The sequence below is a fragment of the Pararhizobium polonicum genome, from assembly GCF_001687365.1.
GTDB lineage: Bacteria > Pseudomonadota > Alphaproteobacteria > Rhizobiales > Rhizobiaceae > Pararhizobium > Pararhizobium polonicum.
Map to the genome: position 1 here is coordinate 1 of NZ_LGLV01000024.1, position 19,332 is coordinate 19,332.

Sequence of the window (19,332 nt, forward strand, 5' to 3'; positions counted from 1 at the left end):
CTGGACCCATGGACGGCAAAGCCGTCCGGCGGGGTGAACCGCCCGTGGTGTGGCTACCCGGCACGCCCGGCCCGCTTTCACGAACCGGAGGAGAACCGCCTTTCACGCAGCCCCGGGGATCTGACGCGCGTTTCGCCAAACCGTCCGGGCACCGGCTCCGCCTCGCCGGCAACGCAAACCGGTGTATCCTCGGCGGAACGAAGTCATGATGGCATGGAACGAAACGGCGGGGATGAACGGGGATGAAAAAATGGACGGCAGGGTCCGGCACCGGCCGTCTTGCCGCCCGATCGCTGCTCTCCTTACGTAAGAAAGATCGGATTCAATCTTTATTGGTAATTTTCCGTTAGCAATTATTGGCAGTGGGGGCGGATGCCGCCGATTGTCTGTTTTGCGTGCGGGTTCTCAATGCGTCTATCGGCTCTTCCAGCAATCCTTCTTGTCGGCCTTTTCCTGGCGGGCTGCACCTCCAGTTCCGGACCGGACAGCCTCACCGCCGGATTGCCGTCGAAGGAAACCACCAGCTCGGTTGCGCGCGGACCGGTTCCCACGACAGATGTCGGTCAGGTCATCGCACAGGCCGAGGCGCATCAGGAGCAGCTGGCCTGGGCCGGCCAGGTGCCGCAGCCGCAGGCCTTCGAATCCATGACGACAGAGGGCATGGCCGTTCCGGCGGAGCGGCCGGTGGCGCTGGTCATGCCGCAGAACCCGGGCACCGATGCGAGCCCCCGGCGGCGGGCGCAGATCTACAGCCACCAGTTCCGCGACGCGCATCCGATCAATTTCGGCAAGGCTTCGCCGCGCAAGCTGGCCGTGCACGGCGTCGATGTGTCGCGCTGGCAGGCCGAGATGGATTGGCCGAAACTGCGCACGCAGGGGGCAAACTTCGCCTATATCAAGGCGACCGACGGCGGCGACCACCTCGATCCGATGTTCAAGACGAACTGGAAGCGGGCAAAGGACGCCGGGCTGAAGCGGGGTGCCTATCACTTCTTCTACTGGTGCCGCACGGCCGGCGAACAGGCCGACTGGTTCATCCGCAACGTGCCGCGCGATCCCGACGCGCTGCCGCCGGTGATCGACGTCGAATATAACGGCGAATCGAGCTGCAAATACCGCCTGTCGCGGGCCAAGACGCTGGAAAAGATGCAGGTGTTCATGGACAAGCTGGAGCGCCACTACGGCAAGCGCCCGGTGATCTACACCGCGCCCGACTTCTACCGCGACAACCTGACGGGCGAATTCAAGGACTATCCCTTCTGGCTGCGCTCGGTCGCGGCGCATCCGTCCCAGGTCTATCCGGGCCGCAAATGGCTGTTCTGGCAATATTCCGGCTCCGGCCTTTCGCACGGCGTCGAAGGCCGTATCGACCTCAACGTGTTCCATGGCAGTGAAGAGGAATGGCACCGCTGGGTGGCGCGGGGATAAACGGTCTCCGCCCTGCATGGAGCGGAGACTGCTGAGGTGGCTCTCCTGCCGCTCGGTCGGCCAACGTCGGCCGACCTTCGGGAATAGCCGCAAGGCATAGTCGCGGTTACAGAGCTTCGAGAATGATGCCGATCAACCGCCGCGCCGCGCCCGGATGATTGCGGCGACGTCGATCTTCTTCATCTCCATCATCGCCTCGAACGCCCGCTTCGCTTCGGCGCCGCCGACCGCCAGCGCCTCGATCAGCACGCGCGGGGTGATCTGCCAGGAGATGCCCCACTTGTCCTTGCACCAGCCGCAGGCGCTTTCCTGTCCGCCATTGCCGACAATGGCGTTCCAGTAGCGGTCCGTCTCCTCCTGATCGTCGGTGGCGATCTGGAAGGAGAAAGCCTCCGTGTGCTTGAAGGCGGGGCCGCCGTTGAGGCCGAGACAGGGGACACCGGCGACCGTGAATTCGACCGTCAGCACGTCGCCCGCCTTGCCGGAGGGGAAATCGCCGGGCGCGCGATAGACGGCGCCCACCGCGCTATCGGGAAATGTTTCGGCATAGAACCGCGCGGCCGCCTCGGCATCCTTGTCGTACCAGACGCAAATCGTATTTTTTGCCATTGTCTCCATCCCTTCTCGTTGAGCACAACTTCATCTTGCTTGCCTGTGCGCAGACCTGCTCCGTCCTCAGCGTAGCCGTCGAATACGACGATAGAATGCATGGGCGCGCTCGATGTTCCTGCAATCGGCCCAAAAGGCGATGATCCTACGCTGCCCGTCCTCCCATCGCCCGCGTCACCCCGTCGGCCGCGGCCTTCACCACCGGCCCCAGTACCGCCAGCGTCTCGTCTGCCAGCCGCACCGCCGGGCCTGACACCGAAATCCCGGCGATCGCCTCGCCGTACTCGTTGAAGATCGGGGCGGCGAGGCAGCGCATGCCGAGTGTATGCTCCTCATCATCGATGGACCAGCCGCGGGCGCGGATGGTTTCCAGATCGGCGAGCAGCCTGGGCAGGGTGTCGCGGGTTTTTTCGGTGAAGCGGGGAAGCGGGCGGAACGACAGCAGGCGTTCGATGTCGGTGTTGTCCCACGTCGAGAGGATGGCCTTGCCGATGCCCGACGCGTGGATCGGGCCGCGGCGGCCGGGCCGGAAGAAGGCGCGCATCGGAGCGTGGCTTTCGACCTGCGAGATGAAAACGACGTCGCCGCCATCCTCGATACCGATATTGGCGGTTTCGCCCGAGCTTTCCATCAGCTGTTTCAGGAAGGGACGGCTGATCGTACCGAGTTTGCGGAAGCGCAGGAAGGCATTGCCGATTTCGAAGGCTTTCAGCCCGATGGTCCACGCGCCGGTCTCGGTATCGTGGGCGACCATGCCATGTGCGCCCAGCGACGTGAGCAGCCGGTGGACGGTGGAGGGGGCCATGCCGGTCTGGTCGGCGAGATCGGTGAGGGCGGCACCTTCACCGGATGCGACGAGATCGAGCAGCTTCAGGCTGCGGTCGAGAACCTGCACGGAGGAGGGAGCGGCGTTTTCGCTCGCCTTGCGGCCGGGTTTTGCGCGGAGGTGATCCTGTTTCGATGGTTGCGGCTTGGCGGGCATATCGGCTCCGTTCGGTTCAAGGGCTGGGGCTTATTGCATTATCGTGAAGTCTGGGCGTCTCGCTTGCACGAACGGCCCCCTCATCCGGCCTGTCGGCCACCTTCTCCCCGTTCACGGGGAGAAGGGATATGCCGCACCTTCATCGCTAATCGAACAGGAGGAAGAAGGACAGGCGGCGCACTCTGTCATTCCGTCTCCCCGCGTGCGGGGAGAGGGCTAGGGTGAGGGGCCATTGGAAAGGGGCCAGGCGTTTGTCATGCGGCTGATTGCCCTAGATTCATTGAAAATGTTTATTTCCACATGATGGGAATGATTTCCATTCAATAATTGCCTGATCGGAAAAAAGCTCTACCCTGATCCTCACACGACGGAGGAGACAGTCATGGCGAAAATGCGCGCAGTCGATGCGGCGGTTCTGGTTCTGGAGAGGGAAGGCGTCGATTGCGCCTTCGGGGTTCCGGGGGCTGCAATCAATCCCTTTTACTCGGCGCTGAAGGCGCGCGGCTCGGTGCGTCATATCCTGGCGCGGCATGTCGAGGGTGCGTCCCATATGGCGGAAGGCTATACCCGCGCCAAACACGGCAATATCGGCGTCTGCATCGGCACGTCGGGGCCGGCCGGCACCGACATGATCACCGGGCTCTATTCGGCTCAGGCGGATTCGATCCCGATCCTCTGCATCACCGGCCAGGCACCACGCGCCCGGCTCGACAAGGAGGATTTTCAGGCGGTCGATATCGCCAGGATCGCCGGGCCGCTGACCAAATGGGCAGTCACCGTGATGGAGCCGGCGCTGGTGCCGTTCGTCTTCCAGAAGGCGTTCCACCTGATGCGCTCGGGGCGTCCCGGTCCAGTGCTGATCGACCTGCCGGTCGATGTACAGCTGGCCGAAATCGAGTTCGATATCGACACCTATGCGCCACTCGAGGCCTACAAACCCTCCGCGACGCGGGCGCAGGCCGAAAAGGCGATCGCCATGCTGAACGCGGCGGAGCGGCCGCTGATCGTTGCCGGCGGCGGAATCATCAACGCGGATGCGTCGGATCTGCTCACCGAATTCGCCGAGATCACCGGCATCCCGGTTATCCCGACGCTGATGGGCTGGGGGACGATCCCGGACGACCATCCGCTGATGGCCGGCATGTGCGGGTTGCAGACATCGCACCGCTACGGCAATGCCAATCTGCTCGCCTCGGACTACGTGCTCGGCATCGGCAACCGCTGGGCCAACCGGCATACCGGCAACGTGCCGACCTATACGGAAGGCCGCACCTTCGTGCATGTCGATATCGAGCCGACCCAGATCGGCCGCGTCTTTGCGCCCGATTTCGGCATCGTCTCGGATGCGGGGGCTGCGCTGAAACTGTTCCTCGATGTCGCGACGGAATGGAAGACAGCGGGCAAGCTGAAGGACTGGTCGGGCTGGGCGGAGGAATGCCGCGCGCGCAAGCGGACCATGCTGCGCAAGACGCATTTCGACCAGACGCCGCTAAAGCCACAACGTGTCTACGAGGAAATGAACAAGGCGTTCGGCCGCGACACCTGCTACGTCTCGACCATCGGGCTTAGCCAGATTGCCGGCGCGCAGTTCCTGCATGTCTATCGCCCACGCAACTGGATCAATTGCGGCCAGGCCGGCCCACTCGGCTGGACGCTGCCGGCCGCGCTCGGCGTGCGGGCTGCTGATCCGGACAGGACGATCGTGGCGCTCTCGGGCGATTACGACTTCCAGTTCATGATCGAGGAGCTGGCTGTCGGCGCCCAGCACAAGCTGCCCTACCTGCATGTGGTCGTGAACAATTCCTATCTCGGCCTCATCCGCCAGGCGCAACGCGGGCTGAACATGGATTTCGAGGTGAGCCTCGCCTTCGACAATATCAACGCATCCGGCGATGCCGAGAAGGGTTACGGCGTCGATCATGTGGCGGTGGCCGAAGGGCTGGGCTGCAAGGCGCTCCGGGTGAGAAGCCCGAACGAGTTTCAGGAGGCATTCGCCAAGGCCAAGGATCTGATGGCGGAGCATCAGGTGCCTGTTGTCATCGAGTTCATCCTCGAGCGCGTCACCAATATTTCGATGGGCGCCGACATCAATGCGGTGGTCGAGTTCGAGGAGCTGGCCGAACGCGGTGAGGATGCACCGACGGCGATCATGGCCTTGCTCGACTGACAGACAATACGGAGGAAACATCATGCCCAAGTTCGCGGCAAACCTGACCATGCTTTTCAACGAGGTGCCGTTCCTCGACCGCTTCGCGCTGGCCGCCAAGGCCGGGTTCACTGCGGTGGAATATCTCTTTCCCTATGATTTCGATGCCAAGGGGCTGAAGGCGGCGCTCGATACCAACGGCCTGACACAGGTGCTGCACAACCTGCCGGCCGGCGATTGGGCCGGCGGCGAACGCGGCATCGCCATCCTGCCCGACAGGATCGACGAATTCCGCCGTGGCGTCGCCTTGGCCATCGACTATGCGACGGTGCTCGGCTGCACGCAGATCAATTGCCTGTCCGGCATTGCGCCGGCCGGCATGTCGGACGCGGTGCTGTCGGCCACCTTCGTTGCCAATCTGCGGCTGGCGGCGGCGGAACTCGGCAAACACGGAATCCGGCTGTTGATCGAGCCGATCAACCGCTTCGATATTCCCGGCTTCTATCTCAACACGGTGGAGCAGGCCGCCTCGATCATCGCGGAGGTCGGTAGCGACAACCTGTTCATCCAGTACGATCTCTACCACCAGCAGCGCACCGAGGGCGAGCTGATCGGCGCGTTCAGGAGGCACCAGACACAGATTGCCCATATCCAGCTCGCCGACAATCCCGGACGCAACGAACCGGGCACCGGCGAGATCAACTATCCCTTCGTCTTCGAAACGCTGGATGCGGCCGGATATGACGGCTTCATCGGCTGCGAATACAAGCCGCGCACCACGACATCCGAAGGGCTTGGCTGGCTCGCCGCCACCCAATTCGCCCGTAGTGCAGACATCATCAGGATCAGGAGTTAAGCATCATGGCCACAATCGGCTTTATCGGACTGGGTATCATGGGCACGCCGATGGCGCGCCACCTGCAGGATGCCGGCCACACCGTTATTACATCCAAATTCCACATTCCGCCGAAACAGGAGCTTCTCGATAACGGCCTGCGTTTTGCCGACACCCCGAAGGCGCTGGCGGACAAGGTCGACATCACCATCCTGATGCTGCCGGATACGCCGGATGTGAAGGATGTCCTGTTCGGTGAAAACGGCGTTGCTTTCGGTCTGTCGAAGGGCAAGCTGGTCATCGACATGAGCTCGATCTCGCCCATCGACACCAAGGAATTTGCCAGACAAGTTCGCGAGACGGGCGCCGAATATATGGACGCGCCGGTGTCGGGCGGTGAAGTCGGCGCCAGGAACGCATCACTGTCGATCATGGCGGGTGGCACCGAGGCAAGCTTCGAGCGGGCGCTGTCGCTGTTCAAGCTGATGGGCAAGAACATCACGCTGGTCGGCGATTGCGGCGACGGGCAAGTGACCAAGGTCGCCAACCAGATCATCGTCGCGCTGACCATCGAGGCGGTTTCGGAAGCGCTGGTGTTTGCGTCGAAGGCCGGTGCCGATCCGGCGCGGGTGCGCGAAGCCCTGATGGGCGGCTTTGCCTCCTCGCGAATCCTCGAAGTGCATGGCGACCGGATGATCAAGCGCAGCTTCGAACCGGGGTTCCGCATCTCGCTGCATCAGAAGGATCTCAATCTGGCGCTGCAGGGGGCCAAGGCTCTCGGCGTCTCGCTGCCGAACACGGCGGCAACGCAGGAACTGTTCAACAGCTGCGCCGCCAATGGCGACGCCGGTCTCGATCACTCGGGCCTCGTCAAGGCTCTCGAACGCATGGCCAACCACGCGGTCGCCTGACGAACCGGCCGGGCGGCAAGGAGGAGGGCCGCCCGGCCATTCCATTGGATGAGAATATGATATCCGCGCGATCGCGGCGTCAGCCGTTTGTCCGCAGCCAGCCATCGATCCCCTCAGCCGCCGCTCGCCCCGTGGCAAAACACGCGGTCAGCAGATAGCCGCCGGTCGGCGCTTCCCAATCGAGCATTTCGCCGGCGGCAAAGAGGCCGGGGAGCGCTTTCAGCATGAAGCGATCGTCGACGCCGTCAAGACCGATGCCACCCGCCGACGAGATTGCCTCGGCGATGGGACGCGGCCGGACGACGGGGACCGGGAGTGCCTTGATCAAACGTGCCAGTTGGCCGGGATCGTTGAGGATGGACTGGGGGCCAAGCTCCCGCACCAGCGCGGCCTTGACGCCTTCAACACCGGCGCCCTTGCGCAGGCGGGTGGAGAGGCTCGCCTTTGCGTCCTGCCGTGCAAGGTCTTTTGCCAGACGCTCGGTGCTTCTTCCCGGTGCGAGATCGACAAGCAGGCTTGCCTTTCCCTGCCGCGCCAGCCTGTCCCGCAGTGCCGTCGCATGCGCATAGACGAGGCTGCCCTCGATGCCATGGCCGGAGACCACGAATTCGCCGGGAAAAGTACCGGCATCCGATGTGGTGGTGACCGACTTCAACGGCGCTCCGGCGAAGCGGCTTTTGAAGACATCGCTCCAATCGACATCGAAGCCGCAATTGGCGGGCTGAAGGTCATGAATATCAACGCCCCTTTCCCTGAGCAGCGCAATCCAGCTGCCGTCCGATCCAAGGCGCGGCCAGCTGGCGCCGCCGAGCGCAAGCAGGGTGGCATTGCTGCGGATTGTTGTGGGGCCGTTCGGGGTTTCGAAGGCGAGGTTGTCACCGGCAAAACCTGTCCATCGGTGGCGCGTCAGCAGCCTGACGCCCTGCGCCTCCAGCCTCCCCAGCCAGGAGCGCAACAGCGGCGAGGCTTTCATGACGTTGGGGAAGACGCGGCCGGATGTGCCGACGAATGTCTCCGTGCCGAGGCCTGATGCCCATGCCCGCACGTCATCTGGCGTGAAGGCGTCGAGCGCCGGGCGCAGCCGCGCGGATGCCGCTCCGAAACGGGTGGCGAAGCGCTGATAGTCTTCGGAGTGGGTGATGTTGAGACCGGACTTGCCGGCGAGCAGGAGTTTCCGACCAAACGTCGGCATGGCGTCGTAGACCGTGACGGCATGGCCGGAAAGCGAAAGCACCTCCGCCGCCATCAACCCCGCCGGCCCGCCGCCGATGATTGCGATCTGCTTTCCCGTCATGATCTGTCCCGTACCGATTCCTGGTCGCCAGTCTTGGCGTCTGCGGCCGCCCGGCGCAAGGGCAGTGACGATCGTGCGTGGCCATCGCCGGAACGCAAACGACCGGTTTTGCATCGCAATTTTTGCAAATCGTGCGCGCAACTTCCTGTCTTGGTTCGGAAATTGTCGGGCACGTGTGATAGTCTCACCAGACGGATTGACCGCGCGGGAAGAGGAGCCTGCCCGGTCTGTGTCTGACGGTTGCGATCTCGGGAGGAGGTTCGATGTATTCAGGCGGTTTGAGCTTTGCGCTTGGCGGCGAAATCGAGGCTCTGCGCGACACCGTGCGCCGGTTTGCCGGTGAGCGTATTGCGCCGAAGGCAGCCGACATTGACCGGGACAACAGCTTTCCGATGCCGCTCTGGCGGGAGATGGGCGATCTCGGGCTGCTCGGCATCACGGCGGGCGAGGATTACGGTGGCATCGGTCTCGGTTATCTCGCCCATTGCGTGACGATGGAGGAGATCAGCCGGGCCTCGGCGTCGGTGGGCCTGAGCTATGGCGCGCATTCCAATCTCTGCGTCAACCAGATCAACCGCAACGGCTCGGATGCGCAGAAGAAACGCTATTTACCGAAGCTGATTTCCGGCGAACATGTCGGGGCACTGGCGATGTCGGAGCCCGGAGCCGGGTCCGATGTGGTGTCGATGAAACTGCGCGCCGACAAGCGCGGCGACCACTACATCCTCAACGGCAACAAGATGTGGATCACCAACGGGCCGGATGCGGATGTGCTGGTGGTCTATGCCAAGACCGATCCCGAAGCTGGACCACGCGGCATCACGGCGTTCCTCGTAGAGAAGGGTTTCGCGGGATTCTCCACCGGCCAGAAGCTCGACAAGCTCGGCATGCGCGGCTCCAATACCTGCGAGCTGATCTTCAGCGATTGCGCAGTACCGGAAGAGAATGTTCTCGGCACTGTCGGTGGCGGGGTTCGTATCCTGATGTCGGGGCTCGACTATGAACGCGTCGTGCTGTCGGCCGGGCCGCTTGGCATCATGGCGGCTTGCCTCGATGTTGCGGTCCCCTATCTGCATGAGAGAAAGCAGTTCGGTCAGCCGATTGGAGAGTTCCAGCTGATGCAGGGCAAGATCGCCGACATGTATGTGACGATGAACGCCGCGCGGGCTTACGTCTATGCCGTGGCTGCCGCCTGCGACCGGGGCGAGACGACACGCAAGGATGCGGCGGGATGCATTCTCTACGCGGCGGAGCGGGCAACGGCGCTGGCGCTCGAAACCATCCAGGTGCTGGGCGGCAACGGCTATACCAACGACTATCCGGCCGGCCGGTTGCTCAGGGATGCGAAGCTTTACGAAATCGGTGCCGGAACCTCGGAAATCCGCCGCATGCTGATCGGCAGGGAGCTGTTCGGCGAGACGGCGTAAGGCGGGAGGAGAGCAGGATGTTTGGTCGGGGGAATGAATGGCCGTTCTGAAATCGCAGATATCGACGTCGTCGGAAACATTCCGTGCCAACAGCGCGGCGATGACGGAGGCGATGCGCGTGGTCGAGGACGCGGCCGTTCTGGCCGCCGGTGGTGGCGGCGAGGTGGCGCGCGAACGGCATGTCAGCCGCGGCAAGATGCTGCCGCGCGAGCGGGTGGCCCAGCTGATCGATCCGGCGACGCCGTTTCTGGAAATCGGCCTGACCGCCGCGCACGGGCTTTACAAGGGCGAGGCTCCGGGGGCGGGACTGGTGACGGGCATCGGCCGTGTTTCCGGCCGCGACTGCATGATCGTCTGCAACGACGCCACGGTCAAAGGCGGTACCTATTATCCGATGACGGTGAAGAAGCATTTGCGGGCGCAGGAGATTGCGGCGGAAAACAACCTGCCCTGCATCTATCTGGTCGATTCCGGCGGCGCCAACCTGCCGAACCAGGACGAGGTCTTTCCGGATCGCGATCATTTCGGCCGCATCTTCTACAATCAGGCCAATATGTCGGCCGCCGGCATTCCGCAGATCGCCGTGGTCATGGGATCGTGCACGGCAGGCGGCGCCTATGTGCCGGCCATGTCTGACGAGGCCATCATCGTCGAAGGGCAGGGCACGATCTTTCTGGCCGGTCCGCCGCTGGTTCGCGCGGCGACCGGCGAGGTGGTGTCTTCCGAGGATCTCGGCGGCGGCGATGTGCACACGCGGCTTTCGGGCGTGGCCGATCATCTGGCGCGCGATGATGCACATGCGCTGGCGCTGGCACGGCGGGCGGTCGCCAACCTCAATCGGCCAAGGATTGCCACCGTCGAGCGGCAAGCGCCGGAGGAGCCGGTCTACGATCCCGACGACATTCCGGGCATCGTGCCCTTCGACCTGCGCACGCCCTATGACATTCGCGAGGTGATTGCCCGCATCGTCGACGGTTCGCGGCTGGACGAGTTCAAGGCGCGCTATGGCTCAACGCTGGTCTGCGGCTTCGCCCATGTGCACGGCATTCCCGTCGGCATCATCGCCAACAATGGCGTGCTGTTTTCGGAATCGGCGCTGAAGGGTACGCATTTCGTCGAACTGTGTTCGCAGCGCAAGATCCCGCTGGTTTTCCTGCAGAACATCACCGGCTTCATGGTCGGGCGGAAATACGAGACGGAGGGCATTGCCAAGCATGGCGCCAAGCTGGTGACGGCGGTGGCGACGACGAAGGTGCCGAAGATCACCATGCTGGTCGGCGGTTCCTTCGGTGCCGGCAATTACGGCATGGGCGGCCGGGCCTTTTCGCCGCGCTTCCTCTGGACCTGGCCGAACAGCCGGATTTCGGTGATGGGCGGCGAGCAGGCGGCCGGTGTGCTGGCGACGGTGCGCGGCGATGCGCTGAAGCGGACAGGCACGCCCTGGAGCGAGGAAGACGAGGCGAAATTCAAGCAACCGGTGCTGAACCTGTTCGAAACCCAGAGCCACCCGCTCTATGCCTCGGCCCGGCTCTGGGACGACGGCATCATCGATCCGCGCAGGAGCCGCGACGTGCTGGCTCTGTCTCTTTCTGCGGCGCTGAACGCGCCGATCGACGACACACGCTTTGGCCTGTTCAGGATGTGAGGAGAATGAGCATGAAACGCGATGCTTTCAACGCCAAGAACGCCCCGCAGCCGCGCGGCGGCTATTCGCAGGCCGTGCGGCTGGAGGATTTCACCCGTGTGCTGTTCGTCAGCGGCCAGATCCCGGCGGATTCCGATGATATCCTGCCGGCTGGATTCGAAGCCCAGGCGCGGCAGGTCTGGCTCAATGTCGATGCGCAGCTGAAGGCGGCCGGCATGACCAAGGCGGATATCGTCAAGGTGACGACCTATCTTTCCGACCGGCACCACACCATGGCCAACCGGGAGATTCGCAGCGAGTATCTGGGGCACCTGGCACCGGCGATGACGGTGGTGATCGCCGGTATCTTTGACGAGAGCTGGCTGCTCGAAGTCGAAGTCGTCGCCGCGCAATAGACCACCGGAAGACATCGATGTTCACGAAGATCCTCATTGCCAATCGCGGCGAGATCGCCTGCCGCATCATCCGCACCGCGCGGCGGCTCGGCGTGCGCACCGTCGCGGTCTATTCCGATGCGGACGCCGGTGCGCTGCATGTCGAACTGGCCGACGAGGCTTTTCGCATCGGTGGCGCATCCGCAAGCGACAGCTATCTGTCCGGCGAGCGCATCATCGCGGCGGCGCTGCGATCCGGAGCGCAGGCCGTCCATCCCGGCTACGGGTTTCTTTCGGAGAATGCGGAGTTTGCGGAAAGCGTCGAGGCGGCGGGGCTGGTGTTCATCGGCCCGTCACCCTCAGCCATTCGCGCCATGGGGCTGAAGGATGCGGCTAAGGCGCTGATGGAGCAATCGGACGTGCCGGTGGTTCCGGGCTATCATGGCGACAATCAGGATGCCGCGTTTCTTGGCGAGCAGGCCGTCGGGATCGGTTTTCCGGTGCTGATCAAGGCGCGGGCCGGCGGCGGTGGCAAGGGCATGCGGCGGGTCGACCGGGCGGAGGATTTCGGCCCGGCACTCGACGCGGCACGGCGGGAGGCGCAAGCGGCCTTCGGCGACGGCGCGGTGCTGATCGAGAAATATCTGCTGCGGCCGCGCCATATCGAGATCCAGGTCTTCGGCGACCGGCATGGCAATGTCGTGCATCTGTTCGAGCGGGACTGCTCCCTGCAGCGGCGGCACCAGAAGGTGATCGAGGAAGCGCCGGCGCCCGGCATGACGGCGGAAATGCGCCGCGCCATGGGCGATGCTGCCGTCCGCGCGGCGCGGGCGATCGGCTATTGCGGCGCGGGCACGGTCGAGTTCATCGCAGACGTCTCGGACGGTCTCTGGCCGGACAAGTTCTTCTTCATGGAAATGAACACGCGCCTTCAGGTCGAGCATCCGGTGACGGAGGCGATCACCGGGATCGATCTGGTCGAATGGCAATTGCGGGTCGCGAGCGGTGAACCGCTGCCGAAAAAACAATCCGACATCGCCATCGAGGGATGGGCTTTCGAAGCGCGGGTCTATGCCGAGGACCCGGCACGCGGGTTCCTACCCTCGACCGGCACGCTGTCCTCTCTTGCCTTCCCGGAAGGCGGGGTCCGGGTCGATGCGGGTGTGCGGCAAGGCGATCGCGTCAGCCCGTATTACGACCCGATGATCGCCAAGGTGATCGTTCACGGGCCGACCAGACCGGCAGCACTTGCCCGCCTGACCGAGGCGCTGCAAGGCAGCCATATCGGCGGTGTTGCCAACAATCTGGATTTTCTCGCCCGGTTGAGCCGGCAAGCGGATTTTGCCTTGGGGCATCCCGATACCGGGTTGATCGAGCGTGAGCTCGAAGCGTTGACCACGCCCGAGGCGCCGGCCGATACGGTCGTGGCGCTTGCCGCTGTATTCTCACTGGGGGCTCTGAAAACCCCGCCGGCCGGCGATCCCTGGCTGTCGCTCGGCCACTGGCAGCTCTGGGGGCAGGCGACCCGCACGGTGACGCTGGACCATGCCGGCGAACGCCACATCCTGCGGGTGGCGGCGCGCGGGCTGGATCTGTTTGCCGTCCATATCGGCAGCCGGGTTATTCCGGTGCGCATCGGCAGCCGCTCCGAAACGGGCTGCCATGCCGAAGTCGATGGCCGGCAGAGCCGCGTCGAGGTGCTGGAGCACCCTTCAGGGCTGACGCTGCGTCTCGATGGCCGATCTCATGATTTCCATCTGCCCGATCCGCTCGACGGGGTATCGGAGAACGCGGCAGGCAGCGACCGTCTCGTCGCGCCGATGCCGGGCCTCATCAAGCTGGTGCGGGTGCGGCAGGGCGATGCGGTCTCCAAAGGCGATGCGCTTGTTGTCATGGAAGCGATGAAGATGGAGCTGACGCTGTCGGCCGGCCGGGATGGCATCGTGGAGAGCCTGAACGTTGCCGAGGGCGACCAGACGACCGAGGGCACGGTGCTGCTCGTGCTGAAAGCCGAGGAGGCGTGATGGCGGAGCCATATGCCGCTGGGGCCTCAAACCGTGTCTCGATCGTGGAGATGGCGCCGCGGGACGGGCTGCAGAACGAGAAGGCGCTGATCGATACGGCTGCCAAGGTTCGCCTGGTCGATATGCTATCGGCCTGCGGCTTCGAGCGGATCGAGGTGACCAGCTTCGTCAGCCCCATATGGGTGCCGCAACTGGCGGATGCCGCTGACGTGATGGCCGGGATCGCCCGCAGGCCGGGCGTGCGCTATGCGGTTCTGACGCCCAACATGAAGGGCTTCGAGGCCGCACTTGCGGCCGGAGCGGACGAGGTGGCGATCTTTGCGTCGGCCTCGGAAGGATTTTCGCAGCATAATATCAACTGCTCCATCGCCGAGAGCATCGAGCGGTTTCGCCCGTTGGCGGAGGCAGCGCGAGAGCAAGGCGTTCCGGTGCGCGGCTATGTGAGTTGCGTCGTGGAATGCCCCTATGACGGGGCTGTCGCGCCCGAAAGCGCTGCCAGCGTCGCCGGGCGTCTGAACGATCTCGGCTGCTACGAGATCAGCCTTGCCGATACGATCGGCAGGGGAACGCCGCAAGCCGTGGATCGTATGCTGGAGGCGGTGCTGGCGGCGATCCCCGCCGCCAAACTCGCCGGGCATTTCCACGACACGTCCGGCCGGGCGCTCGACAATATCGGCGTGGCGCTCGAACGCGGTATCCGGGTCTTCGATGCGTCGGTCGGCGGGCTCGGCGGTTGCCCCTATGCGCCGGGGGCGAAGGGCAATGTCGATACGCTGGTGGTCGACCGGTATCTGAAAGCGCTCGGTTTTGAAACGGGGCTGGATGAGGACGCGCTTGAAAAGGCATCAGCATTTGCACGCAGCTTGAGGAGCCCGGCATGACGCTCGAGACCATTCGGATCGAGATCGACGGCAGGGGCGTTGCCCGTCTGACGCTTTCGCGGCCGGACAAGCACAATGCCCTGTCCGGCGCGATGATCGGCGAACTGACCATGGCGGCGCAGCAACTGGGTGCCGATAGTGCCGTTCGGGCCGTCGTGCTGGCTGCCGAAGGCGTCAGTTTCTGCGCCGGCGGCGATCTTGGCTGGATGAAGGCCCAGATCGAGGCGGACCGGACGACGCGTATCGTTGAAGCCAAGCGGCTGGCGCTGATGTTCAAGGCGCTGAACGATCTCGAGAAGCCGGTCATCGCCCGTGTCCATGGCAACGCCTTTGGCGGCGGCATCGGCTTGCTCAGCATTTCGGATGTTGCGATCGCCGCAGATACGGCCAAATTCGGACTGACGGAGACGCGGCTGGGGCTGATCCCGGCAACCATCAGTCCCTATGTCGTGGCACGGATCGGCGAGGGGCAGGCACGGCCGCTGTTCATGTCCGGCAGGATTTTTGACGCGCGGGAGGCGCAGTCGGTGGGCCTGCTGATGCGCGTGGTGCCGCCGGAAGACCTCGATGCGGCGATCGAAAGGGAGATCGCGCCGTATTTGCAGGTCGCCCCCAGTGCTGTCGGCCAATCCAAGGCGCTGGCGCGGTCGCTGGGAATGCCGATCACGCAGACCGTTATCGACGCGACGATCGAGCGTCTGGCCGACGTCTGGGAAACGGATGAGGCGCGGGAAGGGGTCTCGGCCTTTCTGGAGAAGCGGGAGCCCTGGTGGCGGCGACCGGTTTAATTGCCAGACGCGCTTGAAATGCGCATGTTTTGCGCATATTTTGATATTATGCTTATCAAAATGCGTTAGGATCGTGTCATGACAGCTTTGAGCTTCGATACTGCGGCAAGCCGGTTCGGTGACGGCCAGTCGCCGTTTCTGTCGGCGCAACGCGTCTGGGAACAGCTTGGCGTCACGCAGTCCGAGCTTGCCCGGCTGATCGGCGTTGCCCGCAATACGCTGACGGCAAAATCGAGCGCGCGCAAGGTGGACAGCGCCTTGAGCCAGGTCGTGCGCATCCTTGCCATGGCCAGCGAAATGGCCGGCGACGAAAACCGCGCGACCATCTGGTTCAAGCACCAGCCGATCCCCGGCTGGGCCGGCAAGACGGCCTATGATCTGGTGAGCGAAGGCAAGTCGGACAAGGTGCTGGCCTATCTCGAGGCCGTGCGGTCCGGCGTCTATGCCTGACAAAAACACGGGCACGCAGACGCTGTGGCGCGCTTTTGTGCCGCAATGGGCTTTTGCTCCGCTTTCGGGCGAGGGAGCCGCGCGGTTCGGCGGCCGCTGGAACCCGGTCGGCGTGCCGACGATCTATGCGGCGCGTGAGCTTTCCACAGCCTGGGCGGAATACAATCAGGGCTTCGTCCAGCACCCGGCCTTGATCACGCAGCTGGAGCTGAAAAACGCTGATCTCGCCGATCTGACCGATGCGACAATGCTTTCGAGCCTCGCAAGCTCCGACGAGATACACCGTTGCGAATGGCGCATGCATCTCGATCGGGGCGAGGTGCCCGAAACGCACCGTCTGCGCGAACGGTTGATCGGTCAGGGGTTCGATGGCGTGATCTATCCGTCCTTCATGTCGCCCGGCGGGACCTGTGTGGCGCTCTGGCGGTGGAATTCAAAAGATGCGCCGCGGCTCGACGTCATCGACCCGGATGGACGATTGCCGAAGACGCCGGCATCGTGGATGTAGCGGCTCTCCTTGGTCGTGCGCTGCCGAGGCCCTAAGCGGACGCGACCTTCATCGCCGAAGCACTCCCGTTCCTGTGAACCGCGGCCCCCGCATATGCTCGCAGGAAGGTGCCCACCGCATTGCGCGCAGCACTTTCCAGCTCTTCTTCCGTCGGGATCTCGCCAAACAGCGTGCTCATCTGCAGATCGGCATTGACCAGCGCCAGAAACTGCCGGGCGGCGACGTCGAAGTCGTCGATCTGCAGCAGCCCCTTATGGGCAAGCCGGGCGAACAGGGCGGCCAGCGCCGTGCCGATCTTGCCGGGGCCGTGCTGGCGCCAGGATTCGAACAGATGCGGATAGCGCTCGCCTTCCGACTGCACCAGCTTGCGCAGGAATTTTCCATCCTGATTGCACAGGCAATTGCGGCTGAGCCGCACGGCAAAGTCAGCAAGATCCTGTTCGAGATTGTCCGGGCTTTCCGGAAAGGTCGACAGGATGGAGAACAGCATGGCGTTTGCGCGATCCATCACATCCTCGACCACCGCCGTGAACAGGTTCTCCTTCTCGCGGTAGTGATTGTAGACGGTCTGGCGCGACACGCAGGCTTCTCCTGCGATCTCATCGATGCTCGTACCGGCAAACCCCTGACGGCAAAAGACTTCGGCGGCGGCATCCAGAATCGATACACGCTTGGCACATTGTCCGCGCTGGCTGTGCACGGATGTCCTGGGAACAGTGTTGTTGGAACGTTTCATCGCTTGAAGATAATGCCTCTTGACGTTTTAGACAACAGTGTCTAATTTTACACCTGTGTCCAAGTTTATTGACACGTTCTGCCAAGTGGGCGCGGGTTCCTCCCAAGCACCGCGCGACCATTCCGGCAACGATCATTATTGAACCCTCGTGAAAGCAACGCAGCGCGACCCTGACCCGGTTTGCGCTGCTGTCTTCTGAAAGATGATCCCATGACGTCCTCTTTTTTCCGTACGGCGCTTATTCTTGGCCTCCTGTCCGCCATAGGTCCCTTTGCCATCGACATGTATCTGCCTGCGCTGCCCTCGATCGGACAGGACCTCGGCGCTGAAAACCACATCGTCCAGCTGAGTCTGCTGGCCTTCTTCATCTCCTTTGCTCTTTCCCAGCTCGTCTATGGTCCGTTGTCGGACATGTGGGGCCGCAAGGCACCGCTTTATATCGGCATCGGCATTTTCGCCGTCGCCAGCATCGGCTGCGCGCTGGCCAGCGATATCGAAACCCTGATTGCCTTCCGCTTCCTGCAGGGCATCGGCGGGGCCGCCGGCATGGTCATTCCGCGCGCCATCGTCCGCGATATGCACACCGGCGTGCAGGCCGCGCGCCTGATGTCGCTGCTGATGCTGGTGTTCAGCATCTCGCCGATCCTGGCACCCTTGACCGGCAGTGCCGTCATCGAGTTCTACGGCTGGCGTGGCGTATTCTGGGCCGTGACCGTTGCAGCCTTCATCGGTCTGATCCTGCTGGCGACGCAACTTCGCGAAACCCGCCCGAAGGAACACCGGGCCGAAAGCGGCCTGCGCAGTGCGATGGCGGCGTATGGCCTGCTGCTTCGGGACAAGAACTTCCTGACGCTCACCTTCATCGGCGGCCTCGGCATTTCCAGCTTCCTCGTCTATCTCGCCAATTCGCCCTTCGTGCTGATCGACTATTACGGGCTGACGCCGACGCAATACAGCTTCGCCTTCTCCATCAATGCCGTGTCGTTCTTCACGGTGTCGCAGGCGACCGGCTGGTTCGGCGAGCGTTTCGGTCTCGTCCGCGTCATGCGTATCGCGGTCACTGCCTTTGCGCTCACCATGGCCGCCATGGCGATCGTCATGAGCCTCGGGTTCAACCAGTTGCCGGTTCTGGCCGCCTTCCTGTTCGTCGGTTACGGCTTCCTCGGTCTGGTCATTCCGACAACTGCGGTGCTTGCGCTGGAAGAGCATGGCGAGATCGCCGGCACGGCATCGTCATTGATGGGCACGCTGCATTTCGTCACCGCGGCCGTCGCCATGGTCATCGCATCCGTCTTCTTCGATGGAACGGCCGTTCCGATGGCGATTGGGATTGCACTCTGCGCTGTCGGGGCACTGCTGCTCACCCAGGCGACCATCGGCCGCCGCCGCGCGGTTGCCGCCGCCGAGTAAATTCGACGGTCGACGATATCTGCAGAATCAAGGCGCGGGACAATGTCTCGGGCTTTTTTTCGACCGTGTTGCACGACGGCGTTAACCCGCCGTTAGCCATACGGCCAGAAAAATTCCGCGTCGCTCGGCATGTTTCCGGTGCCTACACATTGACGTTTTCTCCTAGAAGTATACTATATCTAGTGTTCAAGGTTCCCCTGACTCGCAAGGGTCGGGGGCTAAGACGGGAATACGGTGCGCAAGGCCATTCTGGCCAAGCAATGCCGGAGCTGCCCCCGCAACTGTAAGCGGCGAGCGTCTGTCCCATTTCAAGTCACTGAAGCATGATGCTTCGGGAAGACGGGACAGAAGCAACGACCCGCAAGCCAGGAGACCTGCCTTGAGCGAAAACGTCCACGGGCGGGGTGTCCGGAAGGTCGCGTGATGTGCAGCGGAATGACTCCGCTTTATGTTGCGTTCCTCCGATACCCGCCAAAAGGCTTCGGGGTGAAGGCATGTCAGTCAAACGAATTCGCAGACCAAGAGACGCGGGATCGCGATTGACGGCGCACGCCTAGTCCATTCGCCAGCGCGACATTGAGAAGAACACGATCGGATCCGCGTGCAGCGGCCCGGAAGCCTTTCGTGCGCCCATTTCCATCACAGACAACGAGGAACGACATGAGCATTACCGTCTACAGCAAGCCCTCCTGCGTCCAGTGCACCGCGACCTATCGCGCGCTTGAGCGCAGCGGCATCGACTACCGGGTCATCGACATTTCCACCGACGAGGACGCCTTTGCGACCGTGGTCGGTCTCGGCTACCAGCAGGTACCCGTGGTGGTGGCGGGGCAGGACCATTGGGCCGGCTTCCGGCCGGACAAGATCAGCGCGCTTTCCTGATC

Annotated in this window: 18 protein-coding genes and 1 riboswitch; of the genes, 14 read left to right on the top strand and 4 right to left on the bottom strand. The window is 63.4% G+C overall.

Annotated elements, in window-relative coordinates; all coding sequences use genetic code 11:
* The first annotated feature begins 408 nt into the window (after positions 1 to 408).
* A complete protein-coding gene (locus tag ADU59_RS28485; protein ID WP_068959074.1) occupies positions 409 to 1,428 on the top strand; it encodes a glycoside hydrolase family 25 protein in 1,020 nt (339 codons plus the stop codon).
* A 132-nt stretch (positions 1,429 to 1,560) separates the two neighbouring features.
* Here ADU59_RS28485 and ADU59_RS28490 read toward each other — a convergent pair whose 3' ends face one another.
* Both ADU59_RS28490 and ADU59_RS28495 read right to left on the bottom strand, forming a co-directional pair.
* Complete coding sequence (locus tag ADU59_RS28490) at positions 1,561 to 2,037, bottom strand: VOC family protein (protein WP_068959155.1); 477 nt, start codon at positions 2,035 to 2,037, stop codon at positions 1,561 to 1,563.
* A 145-nt stretch (positions 2,038 to 2,182) separates the two neighbouring features.
* The gene (locus ADU59_RS28495) at positions 2,183 to 3,019 is read right to left on the bottom strand and encodes an IclR family transcriptional regulator (protein ID WP_068959077.1); all 837 of its coding nucleotides are present in this window, start codon (positions 3,017 to 3,019) and stop codon (positions 2,183 to 2,185) included.
* Positions 3,020 to 3,401: 382 nt separating this feature from the next.
* On the opposite strand from ADU59_RS28495, the gene gcl reads away from it, so the two are divergent.
* Genes gcl through ADU59_RS28510 form a run of 3 tightly spaced genes read left to right on the top strand, consistent with a single transcriptional unit; the run spans position 3,402 to position 6,911 of the window.
* Positions 3,402 to 5,186, top strand: coding sequence for a glyoxylate carboligase (gene gcl, locus ADU59_RS28500; RefSeq protein ID WP_068959079.1), 1,785 nt, complete (start codon positions 3,402 to 3,404; stop codon positions 5,184 to 5,186).
* 22 nt (positions 5,187 to 5,208) lie between these two features.
* Positions 5,209 to 6,021, top strand: a complete 813-nt coding sequence (gene hyi, locus ADU59_RS28505) for a hydroxypyruvate isomerase (RefSeq protein ID WP_068959081.1) — start codon at positions 5,209 to 5,211, stop codon at positions 6,019 to 6,021.
* 5 nt (positions 6,022 to 6,026) lie between these two features.
* Positions 6,027 to 6,911, top strand: a complete 885-nt coding sequence (locus ADU59_RS28510) for a 2-hydroxy-3-oxopropionate reductase (RefSeq protein ID WP_068959084.1) — start codon at positions 6,027 to 6,029, stop codon at positions 6,909 to 6,911.
* 79 nt (positions 6,912 to 6,990) lie between these two features.
* Here the strand turns inward: ADU59_RS28510 and ADU59_RS28515 are convergent, their stop codons facing one another.
* Complete coding sequence (locus ADU59_RS28515) at positions 6,991 to 8,205, bottom strand: TIGR03862 family flavoprotein (RefSeq protein WP_068959158.1); 1,215 nt, start codon at positions 8,203 to 8,205, stop codon at positions 6,991 to 6,993.
* A 263-nt stretch (positions 8,206 to 8,468) separates the two neighbouring features.
* Between ADU59_RS28515 and ADU59_RS28520 the strand changes: the two genes are divergently transcribed.
* The 8 genes from ADU59_RS28520 (at position 8,469) to ADU59_RS28555 (ending at position 16,302) form a co-directional block, all read left to right on the top strand.
* On the top strand, positions 8,469 to 9,632 hold the full coding sequence (locus tag ADU59_RS28520) for an isovaleryl-CoA dehydrogenase (RefSeq protein WP_068959086.1): 1,164 nt from the start codon (positions 8,469 to 8,471) through the stop codon (positions 9,630 to 9,632).
* A gap of 37 nt (positions 9,633 to 9,669) precedes the next feature.
* On the top strand, positions 9,670 to 11,277 hold the full coding sequence (locus ADU59_RS28525) for a carboxyl transferase domain-containing protein (protein WP_068959088.1): 1,608 nt from the start codon (positions 9,670 to 9,672) through the stop codon (positions 11,275 to 11,277).
* An 11-nt stretch (positions 11,278 to 11,288) separates the two neighbouring features.
* Positions 11,289 to 11,672, top strand: coding sequence for a RidA family protein (locus ADU59_RS28530; protein WP_068959091.1), 384 nt, complete (start codon positions 11,289 to 11,291; stop codon positions 11,670 to 11,672).
* 17 nt (positions 11,673 to 11,689) lie between these two features.
* The gene (locus ADU59_RS28535) at positions 11,690 to 13,675 is read left to right on the top strand and encodes an acetyl/propionyl/methylcrotonyl-CoA carboxylase subunit alpha (protein WP_068959093.1); all 1,986 of its coding nucleotides are present in this window, start codon (positions 11,690 to 11,692) and stop codon (positions 13,673 to 13,675) included.
* A complete protein-coding gene (locus ADU59_RS28540) occupies positions 13,675 to 14,556 on the top strand; it encodes a hydroxymethylglutaryl-CoA lyase (RefSeq protein ID WP_068959095.1) in 882 nt (293 codons plus the stop codon). The genes ADU59_RS28535 and ADU59_RS28540 overlap by 1 nt, the downstream gene beginning before the upstream one ends.
* Complete coding sequence (locus ADU59_RS28545) at positions 14,553 to 15,344, top strand: crotonase/enoyl-CoA hydratase family protein (RefSeq protein ID WP_068959097.1); 792 nt, start codon at positions 14,553 to 14,555, stop codon at positions 15,342 to 15,344. Before ADU59_RS28540 ends, ADU59_RS28545 begins: the two co-directional genes overlap by 4 nt.
* 78 nt (positions 15,345 to 15,422) lie before the next feature.
* On the top strand, positions 15,423 to 15,794 hold the full coding sequence (locus tag ADU59_RS28550) for an antitoxin Xre/MbcA/ParS toxin-binding domain-containing protein (protein ID WP_068959099.1): 372 nt from the start codon (positions 15,423 to 15,425) through the stop codon (positions 15,792 to 15,794).
* Positions 15,787 to 16,302, top strand: coding sequence for an RES family NAD+ phosphorylase (locus tag ADU59_RS28555; protein WP_068959101.1), 516 nt, complete (start codon positions 15,787 to 15,789; stop codon positions 16,300 to 16,302). The genes ADU59_RS28550 and ADU59_RS28555 overlap by 8 nt, the downstream gene beginning before the upstream one ends.
* 31 nt (positions 16,303 to 16,333) lie before the next feature.
* On the opposite strand, the gene ADU59_RS28560 is transcribed toward ADU59_RS28555, so the two are convergent.
* Positions 16,334 to 17,038 carry a TetR/AcrR family transcriptional regulator gene (locus tag ADU59_RS28560; RefSeq protein WP_068959103.1) on the bottom strand — a complete coding sequence of 235 codons (705 nt, stop codon included), beginning with the start codon at positions 17,036 to 17,038 and terminating at the stop codon, positions 16,334 to 16,336.
* A gap of 210 nt (positions 17,039 to 17,248) precedes the next feature.
* Between ADU59_RS28560 and ADU59_RS28565 the strand changes: the two genes are divergently transcribed.
* Positions 17,249 to 18,448 carry a multidrug effflux MFS transporter gene (locus tag ADU59_RS28565; protein ID WP_068959106.1) on the top strand — a complete coding sequence of 400 codons (1,200 nt, stop codon included), beginning with the start codon at positions 17,249 to 17,251 and terminating at the stop codon, positions 18,446 to 18,448.
* Positions 18,449 to 18,620: 172 nt separating this feature from the next.
* Positions 18,621 to 18,844, top strand: a riboswitch (cobalamin riboswitch).
* 264 nt (positions 18,845 to 19,108) lie between these two features.
* Positions 19,109 to 19,330: a glutaredoxin-like protein NrdH gene (gene nrdH, locus ADU59_RS28570; RefSeq protein WP_068959109.1), complete on the top strand. Its 222-nt coding sequence runs from the start codon at positions 19,109 to 19,111 to the stop codon at positions 19,328 to 19,330.
* Positions 19,331 to 19,332 lie beyond the last annotated feature (2 nt).